This window comes from Streptomyces sp. DSM 41931, assembly GCF_050271085.1.
In the GTDB taxonomy this organism is placed as follows: Bacteria; Actinomycetota; Actinomycetes; order Streptomycetales; family Streptomycetaceae; genus Streptomyces; species Streptomyces albogriseolus.
Genome location: NZ_CP189902.1, coordinates 3,904,591 through 3,924,489, shown reverse-complemented (window position 1 = coordinate 3,924,489; position 19,899 = coordinate 3,904,591). Strand labels below are relative to the sequence as shown.

General features: G+C 71.9%; 21 protein-coding genes. 9 read left to right on the top strand and 12 right to left on the bottom strand.

All coding sequences use genetic code 11. The features are described 5' to 3' along the window. Nucleotides 1-269 precede the first annotated feature (269 nt). From ACP7TJ_RS18280 to ACP7TJ_RS18255, 6 genes are all read left to right on the top strand, one after another. A complete protein-coding gene (locus tag ACP7TJ_RS18280) occupies nt 270-896 on the top strand; it encodes a DUF4232 domain-containing protein (protein WP_404714848.1) in 627 nt (208 codons plus the stop codon). An 82-nt stretch (nt 897-978) separates the two neighbouring features. Then, nucleotides 979-1,335 (top strand): hypothetical protein, encoded by a 357-nt coding sequence (locus tag ACP7TJ_RS18275; protein ID WP_427763911.1) that lies wholly within the window; start codon nt 979-981, stop codon nt 1,333-1,335. Nucleotides 1,336-1,468: 133 nt separating this feature from the next. Further along, entirely contained in the window at nt 1,469-2,167 is a 699-nt protein-coding gene (locus ACP7TJ_RS18270) for a class I SAM-dependent methyltransferase (protein ID WP_427763908.1), read from the top strand. Between the two features lie 389 nt (nt 2,168-2,556). Then, nucleotides 2,557-3,390 (top strand): helix-turn-helix domain-containing protein, encoded by an 834-nt coding sequence (locus tag ACP7TJ_RS18265; RefSeq protein WP_427763905.1) that lies wholly within the window; start codon nt 2,557-2,559, stop codon nt 3,388-3,390. Next, complete coding sequence (locus ACP7TJ_RS18260; RefSeq protein ID WP_367426199.1) at nt 3,387-3,584, top strand: DUF397 domain-containing protein; 198 nt, start codon at nt 3,387-3,389, stop codon at nt 3,582-3,584. Before ACP7TJ_RS18265 ends, ACP7TJ_RS18260 begins: the two co-directional genes overlap by 4 nt. Next, on the top strand, nt 3,581-4,183 hold the full coding sequence (locus ACP7TJ_RS18255) for a nucleotidyltransferase family protein (RefSeq protein ID WP_427763901.1): 603 nt from the start codon (nt 3,581-3,583) through the stop codon (nt 4,181-4,183). Before ACP7TJ_RS18260 ends, ACP7TJ_RS18255 begins: the two co-directional genes overlap by 4 nt. 67 nt (nt 4,184-4,250) lie before the next feature. Here the strand turns inward: ACP7TJ_RS18255 and ACP7TJ_RS18250 are convergent, their stop codons facing one another. From ACP7TJ_RS18250 to ACP7TJ_RS18230, 5 genes are all read right to left on the bottom strand, one after another. Further along, a complete protein-coding gene (locus ACP7TJ_RS18250; protein ID WP_093765302.1) occupies nt 4,251-5,957 on the bottom strand; it encodes a uroporphyrinogen-III synthase in 1,707 nt (568 codons plus the stop codon). Beyond that, nucleotides 5,954-6,913 carry a hydroxymethylbilane synthase gene (gene hemC, locus ACP7TJ_RS18245; RefSeq protein ID WP_093765301.1) on the bottom strand — a complete coding sequence of 320 codons (960 nt, stop codon included), beginning with the start codon at nt 6,911-6,913 and terminating at the stop codon, nt 5,954-5,956. Before hemC ends, ACP7TJ_RS18250 begins: the two co-directional genes overlap by 4 nt. Then, nucleotides 6,910-8,619: a glutamyl-tRNA reductase gene (locus ACP7TJ_RS18240; protein ID WP_266399533.1), complete on the bottom strand. Its 1,710-nt coding sequence runs from the start codon at nt 8,617-8,619 to the stop codon at nt 6,910-6,912. Before ACP7TJ_RS18240 ends, hemC begins: the two co-directional genes overlap by 4 nt. Further along, entirely contained in the window at nt 8,616-9,407 is a 792-nt protein-coding gene (locus ACP7TJ_RS18235) for a redox-sensing transcriptional repressor Rex (protein ID WP_189911844.1), read from the bottom strand. Before ACP7TJ_RS18235 ends, ACP7TJ_RS18240 begins: the two co-directional genes overlap by 4 nt. A gap of 288 nt (nt 9,408-9,695) precedes the next feature. Continuing rightward, on the bottom strand, nt 9,696-9,977 hold the full coding sequence (locus ACP7TJ_RS18230; protein ID WP_189911845.1) for a glutaredoxin family protein: 282 nt from the start codon (nt 9,975-9,977) through the stop codon (nt 9,696-9,698). 106 nt (nt 9,978-10,083) lie between these two features. Between ACP7TJ_RS18230 and ACP7TJ_RS18225 the strand changes: the two genes are divergently transcribed. From ACP7TJ_RS18225 to ACP7TJ_RS18215, 3 genes are all read left to right on the top strand, one after another. Then, nucleotides 10,084-10,995, top strand: a complete 912-nt coding sequence (locus tag ACP7TJ_RS18225; protein ID WP_093765297.1) for an HAD family hydrolase — start codon at nt 10,084-10,086, stop codon at nt 10,993-10,995. Between the two features lie 349 nt (nt 10,996-11,344). Continuing rightward, nucleotides 11,345-12,121 carry an ECF subfamily RNA polymerase sigma factor, BldN family gene (locus ACP7TJ_RS18220; protein WP_031022504.1) on the top strand — a complete coding sequence of 259 codons (777 nt, stop codon included), beginning with the start codon at nt 11,345-11,347 and terminating at the stop codon, nt 12,119-12,121. A gap of 250 nt (nt 12,122-12,371) precedes the next feature. Next, a complete protein-coding gene (locus ACP7TJ_RS18215) occupies nt 12,372-13,616 on the top strand; it encodes a DUF5667 domain-containing protein (protein WP_093765296.1) in 1,245 nt (414 codons plus the stop codon). Between the two features lie 58 nt (nt 13,617-13,674). Here ACP7TJ_RS18215 and ACP7TJ_RS18210 read toward each other — a convergent pair whose 3' ends face one another. From ACP7TJ_RS18210 to ACP7TJ_RS18180, 7 genes are all read right to left on the bottom strand, one after another. Beyond that, nucleotides 13,675-14,742: a lysophospholipid acyltransferase family protein gene (locus ACP7TJ_RS18210; protein WP_093765295.1), complete on the bottom strand. Its 1,068-nt coding sequence runs from the start codon at nt 14,740-14,742 to the stop codon at nt 13,675-13,677. Nucleotides 14,743-14,756: 14 nt separating this feature from the next. Further along, nucleotides 14,757-15,818: an NAD-dependent epimerase/dehydratase family protein gene (locus ACP7TJ_RS18205; protein ID WP_093765294.1), complete on the bottom strand. Its 1,062-nt coding sequence runs from the start codon at nt 15,816-15,818 to the stop codon at nt 14,757-14,759. A gap of 199 nt (nt 15,819-16,017) precedes the next feature. Continuing rightward, nucleotides 16,018-16,116: a 30S ribosomal protein bS22 gene (locus tag ACP7TJ_RS18200; protein ID WP_003948845.1), complete on the bottom strand. Its 99-nt coding sequence runs from the start codon at nt 16,114-16,116 to the stop codon at nt 16,018-16,020. Between the two features lie 154 nt (nt 16,117-16,270). Next, on the bottom strand, nt 16,271-16,483 hold the full coding sequence (locus tag ACP7TJ_RS18195; protein ID WP_121791081.1) for a helix-turn-helix domain-containing protein: 213 nt from the start codon (nt 16,481-16,483) through the stop codon (nt 16,271-16,273). A gap of 129 nt (nt 16,484-16,612) precedes the next feature. Then, nucleotides 16,613-17,428, bottom strand: a complete 816-nt coding sequence (locus tag ACP7TJ_RS18190) for a phosphatase (RefSeq protein ID WP_367496472.1) — start codon at nt 17,426-17,428, stop codon at nt 16,613-16,615. Between the two features lie 89 nt (nt 17,429-17,517). After that, nucleotides 17,518-18,690 carry an acetoin utilization protein AcuC gene (locus tag ACP7TJ_RS18185; protein ID WP_093765293.1) on the bottom strand — a complete coding sequence of 391 codons (1,173 nt, stop codon included), beginning with the start codon at nt 18,688-18,690 and terminating at the stop codon, nt 17,518-17,520. Continuing rightward, nucleotides 18,641-19,870 carry an MFS transporter gene (locus ACP7TJ_RS18180; RefSeq protein WP_367549742.1) on the bottom strand — a complete coding sequence of 410 codons (1,230 nt, stop codon included), beginning with the start codon at nt 19,868-19,870 and terminating at the stop codon, nt 18,641-18,643. The genes ACP7TJ_RS18185 and ACP7TJ_RS18180 overlap by 50 nt, the downstream gene beginning before the upstream one ends. Between the last annotated feature and the right edge of the window lie 29 nt (nt 19,871-19,899).

Sequence of the window (19,899 nt, the reverse complement as noted above, 5' to 3'; positions counted from 1 at the left end):
AGCCGTCGGCGAGGAACGACAAGGCGGAGCGCCCCGAGAGCCGCTCCGTCTCGTCGGGCCGGCCGGCTCGGGCCGGCGACCGGGTTTCAGCACACCGCCGTGCGTGCCGGGCACGGCACGGATGTCACCGCGCATACCTCCGTCTGTAACAGGCGTGTCCGGACGCGTCGTCGAGCGAAACGGCGAGCGGGCGGGACGGCTCTTGTGGAGCGCGACGGCCGCACTGACGGCCCGTCACACGGACTCCCACCGACACCGAGGAAGACACCATGCGCGTCACCAAGCTCACCATCGCCGCCCTGGCCGCCGTCGCGGGCCTCTCGCTCACCGCCTGCCAGAACGAGGACATCGCCGCCGACCCCAAGCCGGCCACTTCGGCCCCCGCCGCGAACGGCGACGCGGGCCAGGAGCAGGGCCAGGAGCAGGGTCAGCAGGACGGTACGGTCGCCGGAACCGGGACCAACGAGGACGGCAAAACCGCCACGTGCCGCACCGACGAACTGGACGTCACGGCGACGGACGCCACCATCGACGGCGACACCGACGGCACCGTCGCGGTGACGTTCACCAACGGCGGCGGCCGGGACTGCGCGCTCTCGGGCTACGCGGGCGTCGACCTGAAGACCAGCGCGGGCTCGCTCTCCGCCGAGCGCACCGGCGAGGAGTCCCCCTCGGTCGTCCTCAAGGACGGCGAGAAGGTGTCCTTCGCCGTCGTCTACCCGGTCAACGACTCCGGCGGCTCCGGCGTCCGCATCACGGGCCTGGTCGTCACCCCGCCGGACGAGACCAAGTCCGTCACCCTCGACTGGCCGGGCGCCGGCTCCCTCCCCGTCACGGACGGCTCCGGCACCCCGGTGAAGGTCGGCCCGATCGGCAGCGCGGGGCAGGGCGGCTGAACGGCCCGGCCGCCGTCCGGGTGACCTGGGCTGCCCCGCCGGTGTCGTCTGCCCATATCAGCAGCGGGAGGTCCAACTGCTCATGCGTGACCACCCCTTCGACGAGGTCATGGCCGAGCGGTTGTTCGCCGCTGCGGTCTCGTACCTGATCACGGCAATGGAGAAGTGGGGTCAGGGACTGGAGATGTACTGCGGTCGCCTGGTCGACATCGCCGTCCACGTCTTCATCCTGGACACGAAGAACTACCGCGAGTTCTGCGCCCGGCACTTCGGTGGCCGGTTCCTGGAGCACATCCCGGAGATCGGGTTCAAGTACGACGGCTCGGTGGAGCGCACGGCCCACAACATCGCGGAGAACGGCTTCCCGGTGGACTGGAAGCTGTGGGAGCGCGACTTCGCCAAGTGCGGCCCGTGCAGGCCGGGCGAGAACTGCCACTGATCGATCGAGCACGACCTGAGGTCCGGGCGCCCACCACGGGCGCCCGGACCCCCGTTCGTGTCTTCGTGGCGTGTCGCGTGTGGGCCGCGGCTACGGTGCTCGGGCACCGTGCCCCCTCCCCTCAAGGACGTCCATGCCCCGTACCTCTGACGATCCCGTCTTCTTCTGGGACCGCTACAAGCCGGACCGTGACGGACCGGCGCCGCCTCCCGACGTAACGGCTTTCGAGTGGACGCAGTACGAAGGTCACGGCCCCGGAGCCGAACTGCTCGGCCGGCCGCGCACCGCACTAGAACTGGGGGCGGCCGAGTGCCGGGAGGCGTCCTGGCTGGCGCGCCGTGGGGTACGCGTTACTGCACTGGACCTTTCCCCGGTGCAGGTCGAGCGGGCCCGCAGGTGGTGGAAGGACGTCCCCGCCCTGACGATCGAAGAAGGAGAGGCCTGCTCCTTCCTCCGGAGCGACGACCAGACGTACGACGCCGTCTACTCGATCTGGGGCGCGGTGTGGTTCACCGACCCGGACGAGCTGTTCCCCCTGGTGGCCGAGCGACTGTCGCCGGGCGGGGTGTTCGCCTTCTCGCACGGCGAGACTCCCCAGCACCTCACCGGCCGCCAACCCATGTACGGGAAGGGCCCTGAAGGCAGGGAGATGACCGTGGACCGCTGGTGTCATCCTCCCGAGACGTGGGCCGCCATCGCACACAAGCATGGCTTCGTCGACGTCGAGGCACGGTGCCTTCCCGCGCCCACCGGCCAAGCACTGGGCACGATCATCGTCGAAGCACGGCTGCCTGACCAAGCAGTCGACGCGACTTCCGGCCCACGCGGCTGACGGACACTCCGTCACCGGCCGAAGTCCGGCTCCGCCCATACCGTCTTGCACGGCACCGGCCTGTCCGCACGCGCCAAGGTCGGCCAGTTCGCCGACCAGAAGCAGGCCGTACCCGAAGTCGCTGGGCTCCGCCCCGCAGACCGCCCCTCCGTGCGGGGGCAGTTGATCACCACGTGTTGGGTGCCGTGACGGGTGAGACCGATCCGCGATGCGGAGTCCCAGATTCTCGCCACTCAGTGTCCTCACTCGCGCGCACTGTGCGCACGGGCACCTCGTGCGACCTGTGGCTGTAGGCCAGCTGTCCGGATTTTGTCCGCCTTGCCCGGGGTGACCGCCTGCGGACGGTCGGAGTTGGTCCAGGGCAGGGCGTGCGGCGGAAGGACGGCGGGATGAGCGGGTGGGAAGCGTGGCTGGGCGATGAGGAGGCCGGGGCCGTCATGCGTACGGTCGTACGGCAGCTCAAGTTGTGGCGGGAGGCGGCGGGACTCACCCAGGCGGAACTGGGTGCGGCCATCGGCTACGGCGAGGAACTGGTCTCCTCGGTGGAGCGGGGACGGCGGATTCCTCGTCCCGAGTATCTGGACGCGGTCGACGCGGCGCTGGGCGCCGGCGGGAAGATCTCAGCGATGGCAAGGGACGTCGCGGAGATCCGGTATCCGAAGACCGTGCGCGACCTGAAGAAGCTGGAGGCCGAAGCCGTCGAGTTGGGTGCCTATAACAACTCCGTGATTCACGGCCTGTTGCAGACACCGGACTACGCCCGCGCCGTCTTCGGTGCCCGGCGGCCTCCGTTCACCGCGGACGAACTCGAACAGCGCTTGTCCGCCCGTGTCGCGCGCCAGGAGATCATCGGCGAGACGACTTCCCGTCCTCTGTTCAGCTTCGTCCAGTGCGAGTCGACGCTTCGCCGGCCCCTCGGGGGCAGGATGGTGATGCGCGGGCAGCTCGAACGCCTGTTGACCGTCGGCAGGTTCCCCCACGTCGACCTTCAGGTGCTCCCGCTGAGCCATGAGGAGAACCCGGGCCTCGCCGGGTCGTTCCGGCTGCTCAGGCTCAGGGACGGCACCACGGTCGGGCACCTGGAGGTACAGCACATCAGCGGTGTGGTCACCGACCGGAAGGAAGTACAGCTCCTCGACATGCGTTACGGAGCCATCCGGGCGCAGGCTCTCAGCCCGCGGCAATCACTGGCCCTCATCGAGAAAGTGCTGGGAGAGACATGACCCTCAAGGCCAACACCCACGCCGTGTGGACGAAGAGCAGCCACAGCACGGACGAGGGCCCCGACTGCGTCGAAGTAGCCGCCACCCCCGCGAACATCCTCGTCCGCGACTCCAAGATCCCCCAAGGCTCCCGCCTCACCCTCACCCCCACCGCCTGGACGTCCTTCCTCCCTTACGCCTCGCGCACGCGATGACCGCCCGGCTCCCGCTGGACGAGCAGCTCGTCGCGCTGCGAGCCGCCCTGTCCCGCAACGACACGTTGCTGGAGGTGCTCCGCCGCACGGCGACGCTCGGCCTGCCCGGCTGGTACCTGACGGCGGGCTGTCTCTTCCAGACCGTGTGGAACGTCGTCACGGGCAGACCTCCCACCGAGGGGATCAAGGACTACGACGTCTTCTACTTCGACGACCGCGACCTGTCCTGGGAGGCGGAGGACCAGGTGATCCGCGCCGCGGCGGCGACCTTCGCGGACCTCCCCGCCGAGGTGGAGATCCGCAACGAGGCCCGCGTCCATCTGTGGTACGAGCAGAAGTTCGGCGTCCCCTGCGCCCCGTACACCTCCACCGAGGCGGCGATCGACAGCTTCGCCGCGACCACCTGCTGTCTGGGCGTCCGCCTGGAGCCCGACGGCCGGTGGCGGGTGTACGCACCGCACGGCCTGTCCGACGTGTTCGGGCTCGTCGTACGGCCGAACCCCGTGCTCGCGCCGCGCGCGGTGTACGAGGCCAAGACCGAGCGCTGGCGCCGGCAGTGGCCGGAGCTGACCGTGCTGGAGTGGCCCGTCGCCACGTGACGACCGGGACACACGACGGCGGGGCGTGCCCTGGGGCACGCCCCGCCGTCGAGAACCGCACGTCACCTCACGTAGTCGAGCGACGCCTCCGCGCCCCCGGCCGCCGCTCGCTCGGCCGGGTGACCGGGTCGCCCGCCTCCAGCGCCGCCAGCCGGCGCCGCGCGCCGAAGTCGGCGAGGGCCTCAGCCAGCTTGTGGACCGACGGCTCGGGAGCCATCACGTCCACCCGCAGCCCGTGCTCCTCGGCCGTCTTCGCCGTGGCCGGGCCGATGCACGCGATCACCGTCACGTTGTGCGGCTTGCCCGCGATACCGACCAGGTTCCGGACCGTCGACGACGAGGTGAACAGCACCGCGTCGAAGCCGCCGCCCTTGATCGCCTCACGGGTCTCCGCCGGCGGCGGCGAGGCGCGCACGGTGCGGTACGCCGTGACGTCGTCGACCTCCCAGCCCAGCTCGATGAGGCCCGCGACCAGCGTCTCCGTGGCGATGTCGGCGCGCGGCAGGAAGACGCGGTCGATCGGGTCGAAGACCGGGTCGTACGGCGGCCAGTCCTCCAGCAGACCGGCGGCCGACTGCTCGCCGCTCGGCACCAGGTCCGGCTTCACGCCGAAGGCGATCAGCGCCTTCGCGGTCTGCTCGCCCACCGCCGCGACCTTGATCCCGGCGAAGGCGCGGGCGTCGAGCCCGTACTCCTCGAACTTCTCGCGGACCGCCTTGACCGCGTTGACCGACGTGAAGGCGATCCACTCGTAGCGGCCGGTGACCAGGCCCTTGACGGCACGTTCCATCTGCTGGGGCGTACGCGGCGGCTCGACCGCGATGGTCGGCACCTCGTGCGGCACGGCCCCGTAGGACCGCAGCTGGTCGGAGAGCGACGCCGCCTGCTCCTTCGTCCGTGGCACGAGCACCTTCCAGCCGAACAGCGGCTTGGACTCGAACCACGCCAGCCGGTCACGCTGGGCGGCGGCGGAACGCTCACCGACCACGGCTATCACGGGCCGCGCGCCCTCCGGGGAGGGCAGCACCTTCGCCTGCTTCAGCGTCTGCGCGATCGTGCCGAGCGTCGCCGTCCAGGTGCGCTGGCGGGTCGTGGTGCCCGCGACGGTCACCGTCAGGGGGGTGTCGGGCTTACGTCCGGCGGACACCAGTTCGCCCGCGGCGGCGGCCACCGAGTCCAGCGTGGTGGACACGACCACCGTGCCGTCGGAGGCGCCGACCTCCGTCCAGCACCGGTCGGACGCCGTGCGCGCGTCGACGAACCGCACGTCGGTGCCCTGGGCGTCACGCAGCGGCACACCGGCGTACGCGGGCACGCCGACCGCGGTGGCGACACCGGGCACGACCTCGAACGGCACCCCGGCCGAGGCGCACGCCAGCATCTCCTCGGCGGCGTAGGCGTCGAGCCCGGGGTCGCCGGACACCGCACGGACGACCCGCTTGCCGCCCCGCGCGGCCTCCATGACAAGATGTGCGGCATCCCTATTCGCGGGGACAGCGGCGGTTGTTGACGCGCCGTCAACGACCGTCAGCTGGGGCGTGCCCGTGCCCGGCGTGGACGACGCAGACGTGTCCGTGTCCGTGTGCACCTCGGCGACGCCCTGCCTGGCGTGCGTCCGTACGACATCGAGCACGTCGTGCTCGGCGACGAGGACGTCCGCGTTCGCCAGGGCCTCCACGGCGCGCAGGGTCAGCAGTCCCGGATCCCCGGGTCCGGCACCGAGGAAGGTGACGTGCCCTTGTTCCGGAGGGGCGGGAAGAGTGGTGGGGCTCAAAGTGCTCGCTCCCCCATCAGACCGGCCGCGCCCTGCGCCAGCATCTCGGTGGCGAGTTCGCGACCGAGCGCCGTCGCCGCCTCGTGCGTCTCGGGCACGGGACCGGTGGTGGACAGCTGCACCAGCGTGGAACCGTCGGTCGTGCCGACGACGCCCCGCAGGCGCATTTCCTTGACAGTCTGCCCGTCAGTCAGAAGGTCGGCGAGCGCCCCCACGGGTGCGCTGCAGCCGGCCTCCAGGGCGGCGAGCAGTGACCGCTCGGCCGTCACGGCGGCCCGCGTGAGCGGGTCGTCGAGCTGGGCGAGCGCGGCGATGAGCTCCGCGTTGTCCGCGGTGGTCTCGACCGCCAGTGCCCCCTGGCCGGGGGCGGGCAGAACCGTGTCGACCGACAGGAAGTCGGTCACCTCGTCGCTGCGGCCGACCCGGTTGAGCCCGGCGGCCGCCAGCACCACCGCGTCCAGGTCGCCCTTGGTGACGTACCCGATGCGGGTGTCGACGTTGCCCCGGATCGGGACCGTCTCGATGTCCATGCCGTGGCTGCGCGCGTACGCGTTCAGCTGCGCCATGCGGCGCGGCGAACCGGTACCGATGCGCGCCCCGCGCGGCAGGTCGGTGAGCTTCAGCGCGTCCCGCGCGATGATCACGTCCCGCGGGTCCTCGCGCTCGGGGATCGCCGCCACGACCAGCTCGTCGGGCTGCGTGGTCGGCAGGTCCTTCAGGGAGTGCACCGCGAAGTCCACCTCGCCGCGCGCCAGCGCCTCCCGCAGCGCGGCGACGAAGACGCCCGTGCCGCCGATCTGCGCGAGGTGCTCACGCGAGACGTCGCCGTACGTGGTGATCTCGACGAGCTCGACGGGCCGTCCGGTCACCTGGCTCACGGCATCCGCCACCTGCCCGGACTGGGCCATGGCGAGCTTGCTCCGCCTGGTCCCCAGCCTCAGTGCCTTCTCAGTCATCCCGGCCCTCGGTTCTCTGCGTTCTTCTCGGTGCTTTCCTCGGCGCGGGAGACGGAGGCCACCGTCTCGGGGTCGAGGTCGAACAGGGTGCGCAGCGCGTCCGCGTACCCGGCCCCGCCGGGCTCGGCCGCGAGCTGCTTGACCCGGACCGTCGGGGCGTGCAGCAGCTTGTCGACCACCCGTCGCACGGTCTGGGTGATCTCCGCGCGGTGCTTGTCGTCCAGGCCGGGGAGCCGCCCCTCCAGGCGGGCCATCTCACCGGCCACCACGTCGGCCGCCATGGTCCGCAGGGCGACGACGGTCGGCGTGATGTGCGCCGCCCGCTGTGCCGCCCCGAACGCGGCGACCTCGTCAAAGACGATACGCCGGACCTGGTCCACATCGGCAGCCATCGGAGCGTCCGCGGAGGCCTCCGCGAGCGATTCGATGTCCACGAGCCGCACGCCGGGCAGGCGGTGCGCCGCCGCGTCGACGTCCCGCGGCATGGCGAGGTCCAGCAGGAACAGCACGGGCTCGGGGCGCGGCGGCGCGTCCACCTGCTCGGGCCGCCGGCGCTCGGGGATGCGGCCGATCGCGGTCGCGGTCGCGGCGAGCGCGCCGATGACCTCGGCGTCCGCCTCGGGTCCGGTGCCGCGGGCGGCGTCCCGGCGGTCGACGGCGGAGCCCGCCGCCCACGCGCCGTGCTGCTCCAGCGTGGCCGCGTCCATCCCGGCGACGGCCGCCTCCCCCATCACGGAGAAGCCGGGCCGCACCGTGGGCAGGTCCACCGGGCAGCCGTCCTCGGCGGGCGGCTGCCCTGCCGGGGCGCTCTCGCGGGCGTCCTCCTCGGCGACGGCGTCGAGGTCGACGACCGGCGCCTCGTCGACCCGCCCCTCGACGCCCGCGGCGATCATGTCGGCGGTCAGCACCAGGCCGGTCGCGCCCGTGCAGGAAACGACCACATCGGCACGTGTCAGCTCGAACGGCACCGATGTCATCGGGACCGCGCGGGCCGTCACGTCCGTGTCGTCGCCCTCGGACAGGATCCGCACCAGCCGCTCGGCGCGGTCGGGCGTGCGGTTGGCGACCACGACCTCGGCGATCCCGGCGCGCGCGAGCGTGGCCGCGGACAGCGAGGACATCGACCCGGCGCCTATGACCAGGGCCTTCTTGCCCCGGGTCCAGGACTCGACGGGGGTGCCGAGCGCGAGCTGCTCCAGGCCGAAGGTGACCAGGGACTGCCCGGCGCGGTCGATGCCGGTCTCGGAGTGGGCGCGCTTGCCGACCCGCAGCGCCTGCTGGAACAGGTCGTTCAGCAGCCGTCCGGCGGTGTGCGTCTCCTGCGCGCGGGCCAGCGAGTCCTTGATCTGGCCGAGGATCTGTCCCTCGCCCACGACCATCGAGTCCAGTCCGCAAGCCACCGAGAACAGGTGGTGCACGGCCCGGTCCTCGTAGTGCACATAGAGATAAGGAGTGAGCTCCTCCAGGCCGACCCCGCTGTGCTGGGCGAGCAGCGTGGACAGCTCGGCGACACCGGCGTGGAACTTGTCCACGTCGGCGTACAGCTCGATGCGGTTGCAGGTGGCGAGGACCGCGCCCTCGGAGGCGGGCTCCGCGGCGACCGTGTCCTGCAGCAGCTTGGTCTGCGCCTCCACGCTCAGCGACGCCCGCTCCAGCACGCTGACCGGGGCGCTGCGGTGGCTCAGTCCGACGACCAGGAGACTCATGCCGGCATCACGGCGGGTACGTCCCCGTCGGGCCCCTGGTCGGTGGCGGAGCCCTCGCGCCCGGCGGCGACGGCGGTCTGGGCGGTGCCGGCGGCCTGGGCGGCGGTGACCTCGGCGGCGGCCTCCTCACCGGCCTTGCGCTGCTCGTGGAAGGCGAGGATCTGCAGCTCGATGGAGAGGTCCACCTTGCGCACGTCGACGCCGTCCGGGACGGTCAGCACGGTCGGCGCGAAGTTCAGGATGGAGGTGACGCCGGCGGCGACGAGCCGGTCGCAGACCTGCTGGGCGGCTCCGGCCGGGGTGGCGATGACGCCGATGGACACGCCGTTGTCCCGGATGATCGCCTCGAGCTCGTCGGTGTGCTGCACCGGGATGCCGGCGACGGGCTTCCCGGCCATCGCGGGGTCGGCGTCGATCAGAGCGGCGACCCGGAAACCGCGGGAGGCGAACCCTCCGTAGTTGGCGAGGGCGGCGCCGAGGTTACCGATTCCTACGATCACAACCGGCCAGTCCTGGGTGAGGCCGAGTTCGCGGGAGATCTGGTACACGAGATACTCGACGTCGTAGCCGACGCCCCGGGTGCCGTAGGAACCCAGGTAGGAGAAGTCCTTGCGCAGCTTCGCGGAGTTGACACCCGCGGCGGCCGCCAGCTCCTCCGAGGAGACCGTGGGCACCGAGCGCTCGGAGAGCGCGGTCAGGGCGCGGAGGTACAGCGGAAGCCGGGCGACGGTGGCCTCGGGAATCCCTCGGCTACGGGTCGCCGGTCGGTGAGTTCGGCCAGTTGCCACGGTGCTCCTGCGGGTAGAGCGGGGCTTCAGGCGGTCATACGTCCCCGGACCGCCCCGTCGAATGCAGGCTATGTCTTTGTGAACGCGTGCACAAAGATTGTGTCCGTTTTGCCCGGCCAACGTGACCGGGGTCACGCGCCCCCCGCGCGCGCACGGGGAACCGGCGCGCCTGCACCGCCGTTCCTTAGCTTCCAGGGGCAAAACCGCACACTCTCCTCTGCGAATCCCGCCCCCGAGACCAAGTCACCATCGATCCTAAGCGAATTTCCGCCAGATTGAACTGACCGGTCAGTCACTCAGAGCCTTGCGGAGACGGTCCTCGTTCACGCGCCAGAAGGTGTGCTGCCGTCCGTCGACGAGCACCACGGGGATCTGCTCCCAGTACCGGTCGTACAGCTCCCGGTCCTCGGTGATGTCCTTCCGCTCCCACGGGACCCCGAGCTCGGAGCACACCTTCTCCACCACCACCTGCGCGTCGTCGCACAGATGGCAGCCGGGCTTGCGGATCAGCGTCACGAGCCGGTCCCGCGGGGGCCCGGCGCGGCGGAAGAGAGGGCTCATACGGGCCATTGTCCCGTGCGGGACAAGGCCGGGTCACCGCCCGGGACACACAGAGTTCACGACGTGGCGACCTCTCGGCTCCGGAACGGGCGTGCGCACTGGCTATGCTCACGCCATGGCCGCTCTCGGATGGCTCACTCCCCGTAGGCGCTCCGCCACGGCGCGGAGCGTGTTGGCAGGCGAGGCCTCGGCGGAGGCCGCCCGCAAGTCCACCCAGGAAGTTCTCGAACGCGAACCCGCGTTCCCGGTGCCCGGTGACGAACGGGCCGCCGCGTTCTTCGACCTGGACAACACCGTCATGCAGGGCGCCGCCCTGTTCCACTTCGGGCGGGGCCTGTACAAGCGGAAGTTCTTCGACACCCGCGAGCTGGCCCGGTTCGCCTGGCAGCAGGCGTGGTTCCGGCTGGCCGGCGTGGAGGATCCCGAGCACATGCAGGAGGCGCGCGACTCGGCGCTCTCCATCGTCCAGGGCCACCGCGTCTCCGAGCTGCAGTCCATCGGCGAGGAGATCTACGACGAGTACATGGCGGAGCGGATCTGGCCCGGCACCCGGGCGCTGGCCCAGGCGCACCTCGACGCGGGCCAGCGGGTGTGGCTGGTCACCGCCGCCCCGGTGGAGATCGCCACGGTGATCGCCCGCCGCCTCGGCCTGACCGGCGCCCTGGGCACCGTCGCCGAGTCGGTCGACGGCGTGTACACGGGCAAACTCGTGGGCGAACCGCTGCACGGCCCCGCCAAGGCGGAGGCGGTCCGCGCGCTGGCCCTGGCCGAAGGGCTCGACCTCAGCCGCTGCGCCGCCTACAGCGACTCGCACAACGACATCCCGATGCTGTCGCTGGTGGGCCACCCCTACGCGATCAACCCGGACTCGAAGCTGCGCAAGCACGCGCGCCGGATGGACTGGCGGCTGCGCGACTACCGCACCGGCCGCAAGGCGGCCAAGGTCGGCATCCCGGCCGCGGCCGGCGTGGGCGCGGTGGCCGGGGGCACGGCCGCCGCCATCGCCCTGCACCGCAAACGCCGCTGACGTTCCGCCGCGCGGGTGCCCGCAGTGACCGGGCGGCCGCGACACGCCCCGAACCGACTGCCGTACCCCGCAACGGGCCCGAGCAGTCCTCTTGGCTGCACACGGCCACAACTCGCCCTGGACTTATCCCGAATACGAAAGCTTCCGGTCACCAATCGGTCAGCTCCTCATCCCTGAACATGCGTCAATCGGTTACGGAAGCGACGTAATCGACGATTTGAGCAACTCGGTGTAGCAGAGCCTGTACGAAGCGTTATTCTCCTCAGACGCATTCCGGGACCAGCCCTTCGCCACGACGGGTGAACGGCCCCGCACTGCACGTGATGGAAGCTCTGCCTCTGGGAGTCCCGTGTACCCACACGTCGGGGTTGACGCCTCGGGCCTGGCTACGCTGCGCGCGACAGTCGCGACAGCCCGAGACATGTTGCGCGGAATCGTCCCCCCCGCGCACGCCGTCCCCGCATTCGCCGCCGTCCCCGCCGGCCCGTGCTACGCCCTCGCCGAGGGCACGGCCGCGGTCGGCAGACGAGGACGCCCGTCCGGCGCTCCCGCTGCCCGCCGTCCCGCCGCCGACAGCGACAGCGCCCGGATGATGGACCTCGTGGAGCGCGCCCAGGCCGGCGAGGCGGAGGCCTTCGGACGGCTCTACGACCAGTACAGCGACACCGTCTACCGCTACATCTACTACCGCGTCGGCGGCAAGGCGACCGCCGAGGACCTCACCAGCGAGACCTTTCTGCGGGCGCTGCGCCGCATCGGCACCTTCACCTGGCAGGGCCGGGACTTCGGCGCCTGGCTGGTGACCATCGCCCGCAACCTCGTCGCCGACCACTTCAAGTCCAGCCGCTTCCGCCTCGAGGTCACCACCGGGGAGATGCTCGACGCCAACGAGGTCGAGCGCTCCCCCGAGGATTCCGTTCTCGAGTCCTTGTCCAACGCCGCCCTCCTCGATGCCGTACGTCGGCTCAACCCCCAACAGCAGGAGTGCGTCACGCTCCGGTTCCTCCAAGGGCTGTCCGTCGCCGAGACGGCCCGCGTCATGGGCAAGAACGAGGGCGCCATCAAGACCCTCCAGTACCGGGCCGTCCGCACCCTCGCCCGGCTCCTCCCGGACGACGCCCGCTGACCCGGCCCGTCCACCGGACGGAGCACAGCGAGCGACACTCAACCCACCCTGAGTGAAACCCGGTTGGAATCCTCGATCGGACTACCGATGTCCGTAACCCAAGTGCCGCGCCCGTCGTTGTGCGGGATACAGGCTCCCTGTGGTCACCCCCTGACCGGCCCCGCTCACCCGATCGTGTGGCGTCGTCCGGGCATGGGAACCCTCAGACCCCCTGGGGAGTCGACCGTCATGACGAGAGGAGGTGCCGCCAGTGATCGCGAACGTATCGGCGCACCGGCGGGCGAACGCCTTCGCCCAGGCCCTGGAGGAGCAGTCCGACCGGGGCACGGCGGCCGAGCGAACCGAAGGACCGGCACCGGCCGCGGCCGCCGCCGAGACCGAACAGGCCCAGCTGCTCACGCTGGCCTCCGGTCTGAGCGCGCTGCCCCGGCCGGAACTGGACCCTGAGGTGAAGGTCGTCCAGCGAGCCCAGCTGGTGGCCGCGTTCGAGGCCATGCTCCAGGAGGGCACCGCCGCAGGCGAGGCGACGGACCGGGCCGTTCCCGAACAGCGCTCGCGCCGCGCCAAGGGCGCCCACCGGGCGACCCCGCTGGGCAGACTGCGGCCGCGGTCGAGGCTGGCCAAAGGGCTCACCGCGGGCGGGCTCACCGTCGGCGTCGCCGCCGGCGCCCTCGGCGGAGTCGCCGCCGCCAGTTCCGACGCCCTCCCCGGCGACTCCCTCTACGGACTCAAGCGCGGCATCGAGGACGTCAAGCTCACCTTCGCCGACGGCGACGACGAGCGGGGCCGGGTCTACCTCGACCACGCCTCCACCCGGCTGAACGAGGCCCGCCGGCTGATGGAGCGCGACCGCGCCGGCTCCCTCGACCACGAGTCCCTGAGCGAGATCCGCCGCGCCCTGTCCGGCATGCGGCACGACGCCTCGGAGGGCCACCGGCTGCTCCGCGAGGCCTACGAGCGCAACCCGGACTCCCTCGGCCCCATGCAGGCGCTCTCCTCCTTCTCCCGCGCCCACCGCGACACCTGGGGCAACCTGCGCGACCGGCTGCCCGTGCAACTGGGCGACGTCAGTGAGCAGGTCACCTCGGTGTTCGACGCCATAGACGAAGACGTCGCCCCGCTGCAGTCCCTGCTGCCCCGGTCGCCGAGCGACGAGGCGGACGACGGGAAGCGGCGCGGCGACTCGGCCACGGACACCGGCGCCCCGTCGACGGCCGAGCCCTCGACGTCCCCCGGCACCGGACGGGACGGCTCCGGCACGGGCGAGGAGGGCAGCGCGGGACCGACCGGCTCCGCCGACGCCGAGGGCGAGAAGGACGGCCTGCTCGGCGGCAACACCGGCGGCCTCCTCGACCCGCCCCAGGAGAGCGGCCAGAGCAGCACGCCGCCGCCGACGGACTCGGCCACCCGCCCACCCGGCTCCGACGTCACGCTCCCACCCCTCCTGCCCGGGCTCCTCCCGGGTCTGGGCATCGAGGCGGAGGACCAGGAGTAACACCAAGGGCGCCCCTCCGCACAACCGAGGGGCGCCCACGGCTCACCTCTCCGGCCGCTCAGAAAAACACCGACCGCCGCTGCACCAGCAACTTGTACAGCGTGTGCTGGATCTGCTCCCTCACCTGGTCGGTCAGGTTGAACATCAGCATCGGGTCCTCCGCCGCCTCCGGCGGATACCCGTCCGTGGGGATCGGCTCCCCGAACTGGATCGTCCACTTCGTCGGCAGCGGAATCGCCCCCAGCGGCCCCAGCCAGGGGAACGTCGGCGTGAGCGGGAAGTACGGGAAGCCCAGCAGCCGCGCCAGCGTCTTCGCGTTGCCGATCATCGGGTAGATCTCCTCCGCCCCGACGATCGAGCACGGCACGATCGGCGCCCCGTGCCGCAGCGCCGTCGACACGAACCCGCCCCGCCCGAACCGCTGGAGCTTGTACCGCTCGGAGAACGGCTTCCCGATGCCCTTGAAGCCCTCCGGCATCACCCCGACCAACTCGCCCTGCGCCAGCAGCCGTTCGGCATCCTCCGCGCAGGCCAGCGTGTGCCCCAGCTTCCGCGCCAGCTCGTTCACCACCGGCAGCACGAACACCAGGTCCGCCGCCAGCAGCCGCAGATGACGCCCGGCCGGATGGTGGTCGTGCACGGCGACCTGCATCATCAGCCCGTCCACCGGGACCGTCCCCGAATGGTTGGCGACGATCAGCGCACCGCCCTCGGACGGGATGTTCTCGACGCCCTTCACCTCGACCCGGAAGTACTTCTCGTACATCGGGCGCAGCAGCGACATCAGGACCTGGTCGGTGAGCTCCTCGTCGTAGCCGAAGTCGTCGACGTCGTAGTCCCCGGTGAGCCGGCGGCGCAGGAACGCCAGCCCGCTCGCGATCCTCTGCTCCAGGCCGCCGTCACCGCCCTCGCGGTCCGCGGCCGGCTCACGCGGCCGCTCCTCGTCACCGGTCACGGGATCATCCTCCCGCGCCGCGGCCGTCCCCGGCAGGGGCTGGACCTCCCCCACCGCGGCCGGCGGCCGCGTCCCGCCCTGGCGCCGGCCGGCCGCACCACGGCGGCGCGACGCGGCACTCCCGCGGGAGCGGTGGTCGTCGTCGAACGGAATGACCTTGGCGTCCGCCATCGTTGCTGCGCTCCTCAGTCGGCGCCCTGCGCCGGCACATGGCCGCTGCCCGGCACGGGCAGCGCGGCGATCCGGTCGACGGCCCTCGCGACGGTCTCCGGCGGCAGCAGCCCAGGACCGCGGCTGCGCACGAAGTCCGCAAACGTTTCGGCAGTCGAGTACTTGGGGGTGAAACCCAGCGTCTCCCGCATCTGGTCCGTCGCCACCACCCGCCCGTGCGTCAGCAGCCGGATCTGCTCGGGCGAGAAGTCCGACATCCCCAGCGTACGCATCAGCGAGCCCGCCCAGGTGACCGCGGGAAGCAGCAGCGGCACCGTCGGCCGGCCCAGCCGCCGCGAGCACTGCGACAGCAGCAGCACCCCGTCCCCGGCGATGTTGAACGTCCCGCTGTTGAGGGTGGAGCGCCGCGGCTCGTGCGCGCCGATCCGCAGCACCTCGATCACGTCGTCCTCGTGCACGAACTGCAGCCGCGGGTCGTAGCCGAACACCGTCGGCAGCACCGGCAGCGCGAAGTACGACGCGAGCGGGGTGTCCGCGGCCGGGCCCAGGATGTTGGCGAACCGCAGCACGCACACGGCGACGTCCGGGCGGCGGCGGGCGAAGCCGCGCACATAGCCCTCGACCTCCACCGTGTCCTTCGCGAAGCCGCCGCTGGGCAGCGACTTGGGCGGCGTCGACTCGGTGAACACCGCCGGGTCGCGCGGCGCCGAACCGTAGACGTTGGTGCTGGACTTCACCACGAGCCGCCGGATGTTCGGCGACTTCTGGCAGGCGCCGAGCAGCTGCATCGTGCCGATGACGTTGGTCTCCTTCAGCGACGCCCGGCCGCCGCCGCCCAGCGGCGTGCCCGTCACGTCGAGATGGACGACCGTGTCGGCGCCCGACTCGGCCAGCACCCGCGCGATGGTGGGCTGCCGGATGTCCGCCTGGACGAAGTCGGCGCCGCCCAGATGGTGCTCGGGCCGCACCGCGTCCACGGCGACCACCCGGTCCACCTCGGGGTCCCGCTGGATCCGCCGCACGAAGCGGCCCCCGAGCTGCCGGGCCACCCCGGTCACGAGCACGACCTTCCCCAAGATCAGCGCCTTCCTCTCACCCTGCTGCCCACGGCCAACCTATCGGGTCGCCGTCGCTCTGTGACGCCGAGCGGATACATGAAGTGACAACATCCCCGGGACGTACACCGGACGTACCAAGGCGGCGGCGTACCAACGGGCAGTGGCCCCCCACCGAATCGCGGTGGGGGGCCACTGGGACACGCTCTCGCGCTGTCGCTTACTTCTTGTTGCGACGCTGGACGCGCGTGCGCTTGAGCAGCTTGCGGTGCTTCTTCTTGGCCATCCGCTTACGCCGCTTCTTGATAACAGAGCCCACGACTACCCTCGCTCACTTCTCATCACTCGGTGTTTGGGCGCCATGGGCCCACACGACCTTCGAGGGGTCAGCCTACCCGCCCGAGCGCTGAGGTCGTAATCGAGGTGACCGGGAAGGCCCATGAGTGCCCGATACGGGCCCTCCCGGATCGCCGTCAGGCCGTTTCCACCCCCACGTAGCTGTCGCGGAGGTACTCGTGTACCGCTTGCTCCGGGACGCGGAAGGACCGCCCCACACGGATCGCGGGCAGATGACCGCTGTGCACCAGGCGGTACACGGTCATCTTCGACACTCGCATCACCGAGGCGACTTCCGCCACGGTAAGGAACTGAACCTCGTTCAGAGGCCTCTCGCCAGCTGCAGCCATGACACACCTGAACCTTCCGCACTCGACGGCCACCGGCTTCCCCTTCCGGTGACTCTTCGTCGTTGCGTGCTCACTCCCCAATGTAGGGGCGGGTGATGCGAGTGGGGAAGAGGTGCACCCATCGGCGGCCTACTGTGACAGACACGCTCGATTGAGTACGTAGCGGGCCAGCGGCAGGTAGTAATCGGACCGCGCACCGTCGTCAACCGGAACGGCCACCGAGACCGCCCCCTCGGCCTCCCCGACGAACGGCGCCGGGTCGTTCACATCGGCCGGCCCGACGCTCTCGAACCCCAGCTGACCTGCCCCGCAGATCCAGCCGTGGTCCCCGATCACCAGCTCGGGCAGCGGCCCGCCGACGTCCGCGGCGGCCGCCAGCGCGGCCCGAACAGGGAGGGGGGAGTGCGTGTGCGCGCCCGGCTCACAACCGGGGCGCTGCGCGGTCGCGTCCCGGACCAGCCCGACCCCCCGGACGTAGTCGAGGACGGCCGTGCGTAGACCGAACCGGGTCGTTATGTCGACACAGCGACCCTGCGCCGGGGTGAGAATCTCACATCCCGCCGCCGACAAGGCGTCTGCGAGCACGGCGTAGAAACCGAGCAGCCGATGCGGGTGCCCGGTGCCCAGCAGCACCGGAACGCGACGCCGCGCGGCCTCCGCCAGCCGCCCCGCACAGGCGTCCAGGGCGGCCAGCGTACGCTCCGGACCGATGACCTCGGGCCCCGACCTCCGCCCCGGATCCGCCGCCACCCCGCACCGGTCGGCCATCAGCGCGAGCACCTCCCGCTCGCCCCACGCACCGACCGGATCGAGCCCGATCAGCACCCGCGGGTCCCGGGCGGCGAACAGCCGGTAGCTGCGCAGGCTCTCCTCCCGGCTGGTGCCCACCACCCCGGCGAGCCCGGCCGAAAGAAGATGCGCGCGGAGGCGGTCGGCGGTCACCACACACGCGATGGTGCGCCACCCGGCCGCACCCGCGGACCGGAACCCGGCCCACACCCCACGGTCGGCGTAACACCCCGCCCCCGGGACGGTCAGGGCAGCAGACCCCGCAGCGGGAACACCGCCCGCCGGGTCGCCAGGATCGCCTGGTCCAGCCGGTCCGCCGGGTCGTACCCCTCGTCCCACGCGGCCCACGGCACCGGCCACCGGCCGTCCGTCATCCGGTGCGGCGCCGGCTCCCGGGTCCGCGCGTACACCTGCCGCCGCCACTCGTCGGGCACCAGCGTCGTCGGCTCCACGGGCCGCCCGGCCGCGATGGCCACCAGATGCGACCAGGACCTCGGCACCACCTCGACCACCGCGTAGCCACCCCCGCCCAGCGCCACCCACCGGCCGTCGGCGTGCTCGTGCGCCAGCTCATGACAGGCCAGCTGCACCGCCCGCTGCGCGTCCAGCGACACCGCCAGATGCGCCAGCGGGTCCTCGAAGTGCGTGTCGGCCCCGTGCTGCGTCACCAGCACCTGCGGCCGGAAGTGCGCGATCAGCTCCGGCACCACCGCGTGGAACGCCCGCAGCCATCCCGCGTCCCCGGTGCCCGCCGGCAGCGCCACGTTCACCGCGCTGCCCTCCGCGCTCGCGGCGCCCGTCTCCTCGGGCCACCCGGTCTGCGGGAACAGCGTCCGGGGATGCTCGTGCAACGAGATCGTCAGCACCCGCGGATCCTCCCAGAACGCCGCCTGCACCCCGTCCCCGTGGTGCACGTCGACGTCGATGTACGCCACCCGCTCCGCACCCAGCTCCAGCAGCCGCGCGATCGCCAGCGCGGCGTCGTTGTACACGCAGAACCCGGACGCGGCCCCCGGCATCGCATGGTGCAGCCCGCCCGCGAAGTTCACCGCATGCAGCGCCTCACCCCGCCACACCGCCTCGGCCGCGCCCACCGACTGCCCCGCGATCAGCGCCGACACCTCGTGCATCCCCGCGAACGCCGGATCGTCGATCGTCCCCAGCCCGTACGACGGGTCCGCCGACCCCGGATCGGCCGACGCGGCCCGCACCGCGTCGATGTAGTCCTCCCGGTGCACGAGCCGCAGCGTCGACTCCCCCGCCGCCTTCGCCGCGACCACGTTCACGTCACGGTCCAGACCGAGGGCGCCGACCAGGCTGCGGGTCAGCGCCAGCCGGACCGGGTCCATCGGGTGGTCCCGGCCGAAGTCATAGCCCGTTACTGCTTCGTCCCACATCAGCTGTGCGCGGCCGCTCATGCCCGCCACCGTATCGGTCGGCCCCCGCCGCGAACGAACGGGCGTGCAGGAGCGTCACCAGCATCAACACCATCGGCACCAGCATCGCCCCGCGGTAGCTCCACGCATCCCCCAGTGCCCCCACCAGCGGCGAACCGATCAGGAAACCCACGTAGTTGAAGACGTTCAGCCGCGCCACGGCCGCGTCCGACGCCCCCGGCCGCCCGGTCTCGTACGCCCGCCGTCCCGCCGCCGCGAACGTCTGCGGCACCAGCACGCACAGCCCGAGCCCCAGCAGCGTGAACCCGAGCATCCCCGTCCACGCCCCGGGCGCCCCGGCCACCACGGCGAACCCGGCCGCCGCCACCAGCGCCCCCGCCCGCACCACCGCCACGGCGCCGAACCGCCGCACCCCGGCGTCCCCGACCGTCCGCCCCAGCAGCGTGGTGACCATGTACACGTTGTACGGCACGGTCGCCATCTGCTCGGAGCTGCCCAGCACGTCCTGGAGGTACTTCGCGCTCCAGTTGGAGACCGTGGAGTCCCCGATGTACGCCACCGTCATCACCAGACACAGCGGCAGCAGCCACTTCAGCCCACCGCCCGCCCCGGCCTCCGCGCCCTTCTCCTCCGGCGCCTGCGCCTCCCCGTCGACGTACCACCGGCTGCCCACCAGCGCGGCCGGCAGCAGCACCAGCACCACCGGCAGGTACGACACCCACAGCGCCAGCCCGAAGTGGGCCCCGACCCAGGCCAGCGACGCCCCGACGATCCCGCCCAGGCTGTACGCCGCGTGGAAGCTCAGCATGATGCTGCGCCCGTACGCCCGCTGCAGACTCACCCCGAGCATGTTCATCGAGGCGTCCAGCGCCCCCACGGCCAGCCCGAACGCCGCCAGCGCCAGGGCCAGGACGGCCATCTGCCGCCCCGCCCCGACGGCCAGCAGCGCGAGCAGCACGACCGGCTGGGACCACCGCAGCACGCGGCTCGGCGGCACCCGCCGCACCAGCCGCTCCGTGGAGACGCTGCCGATGCCGGCCAGGATCGGCACGGCGGCGAGGAAGACGGGCAGCATGCCGTCGGAGACTCCGTACCGGTTCTGGATGCCCGGGATGCGCGTCACGAGCAGCGCGAAGGCGACGCCCTGCACCAGGAAGCTGAACGCCAGCGAGGCCCTGCCGCGCCGCAGCACATCAGTCATGGCGGCGAGCGTAGGGCTCGGGGGTACCG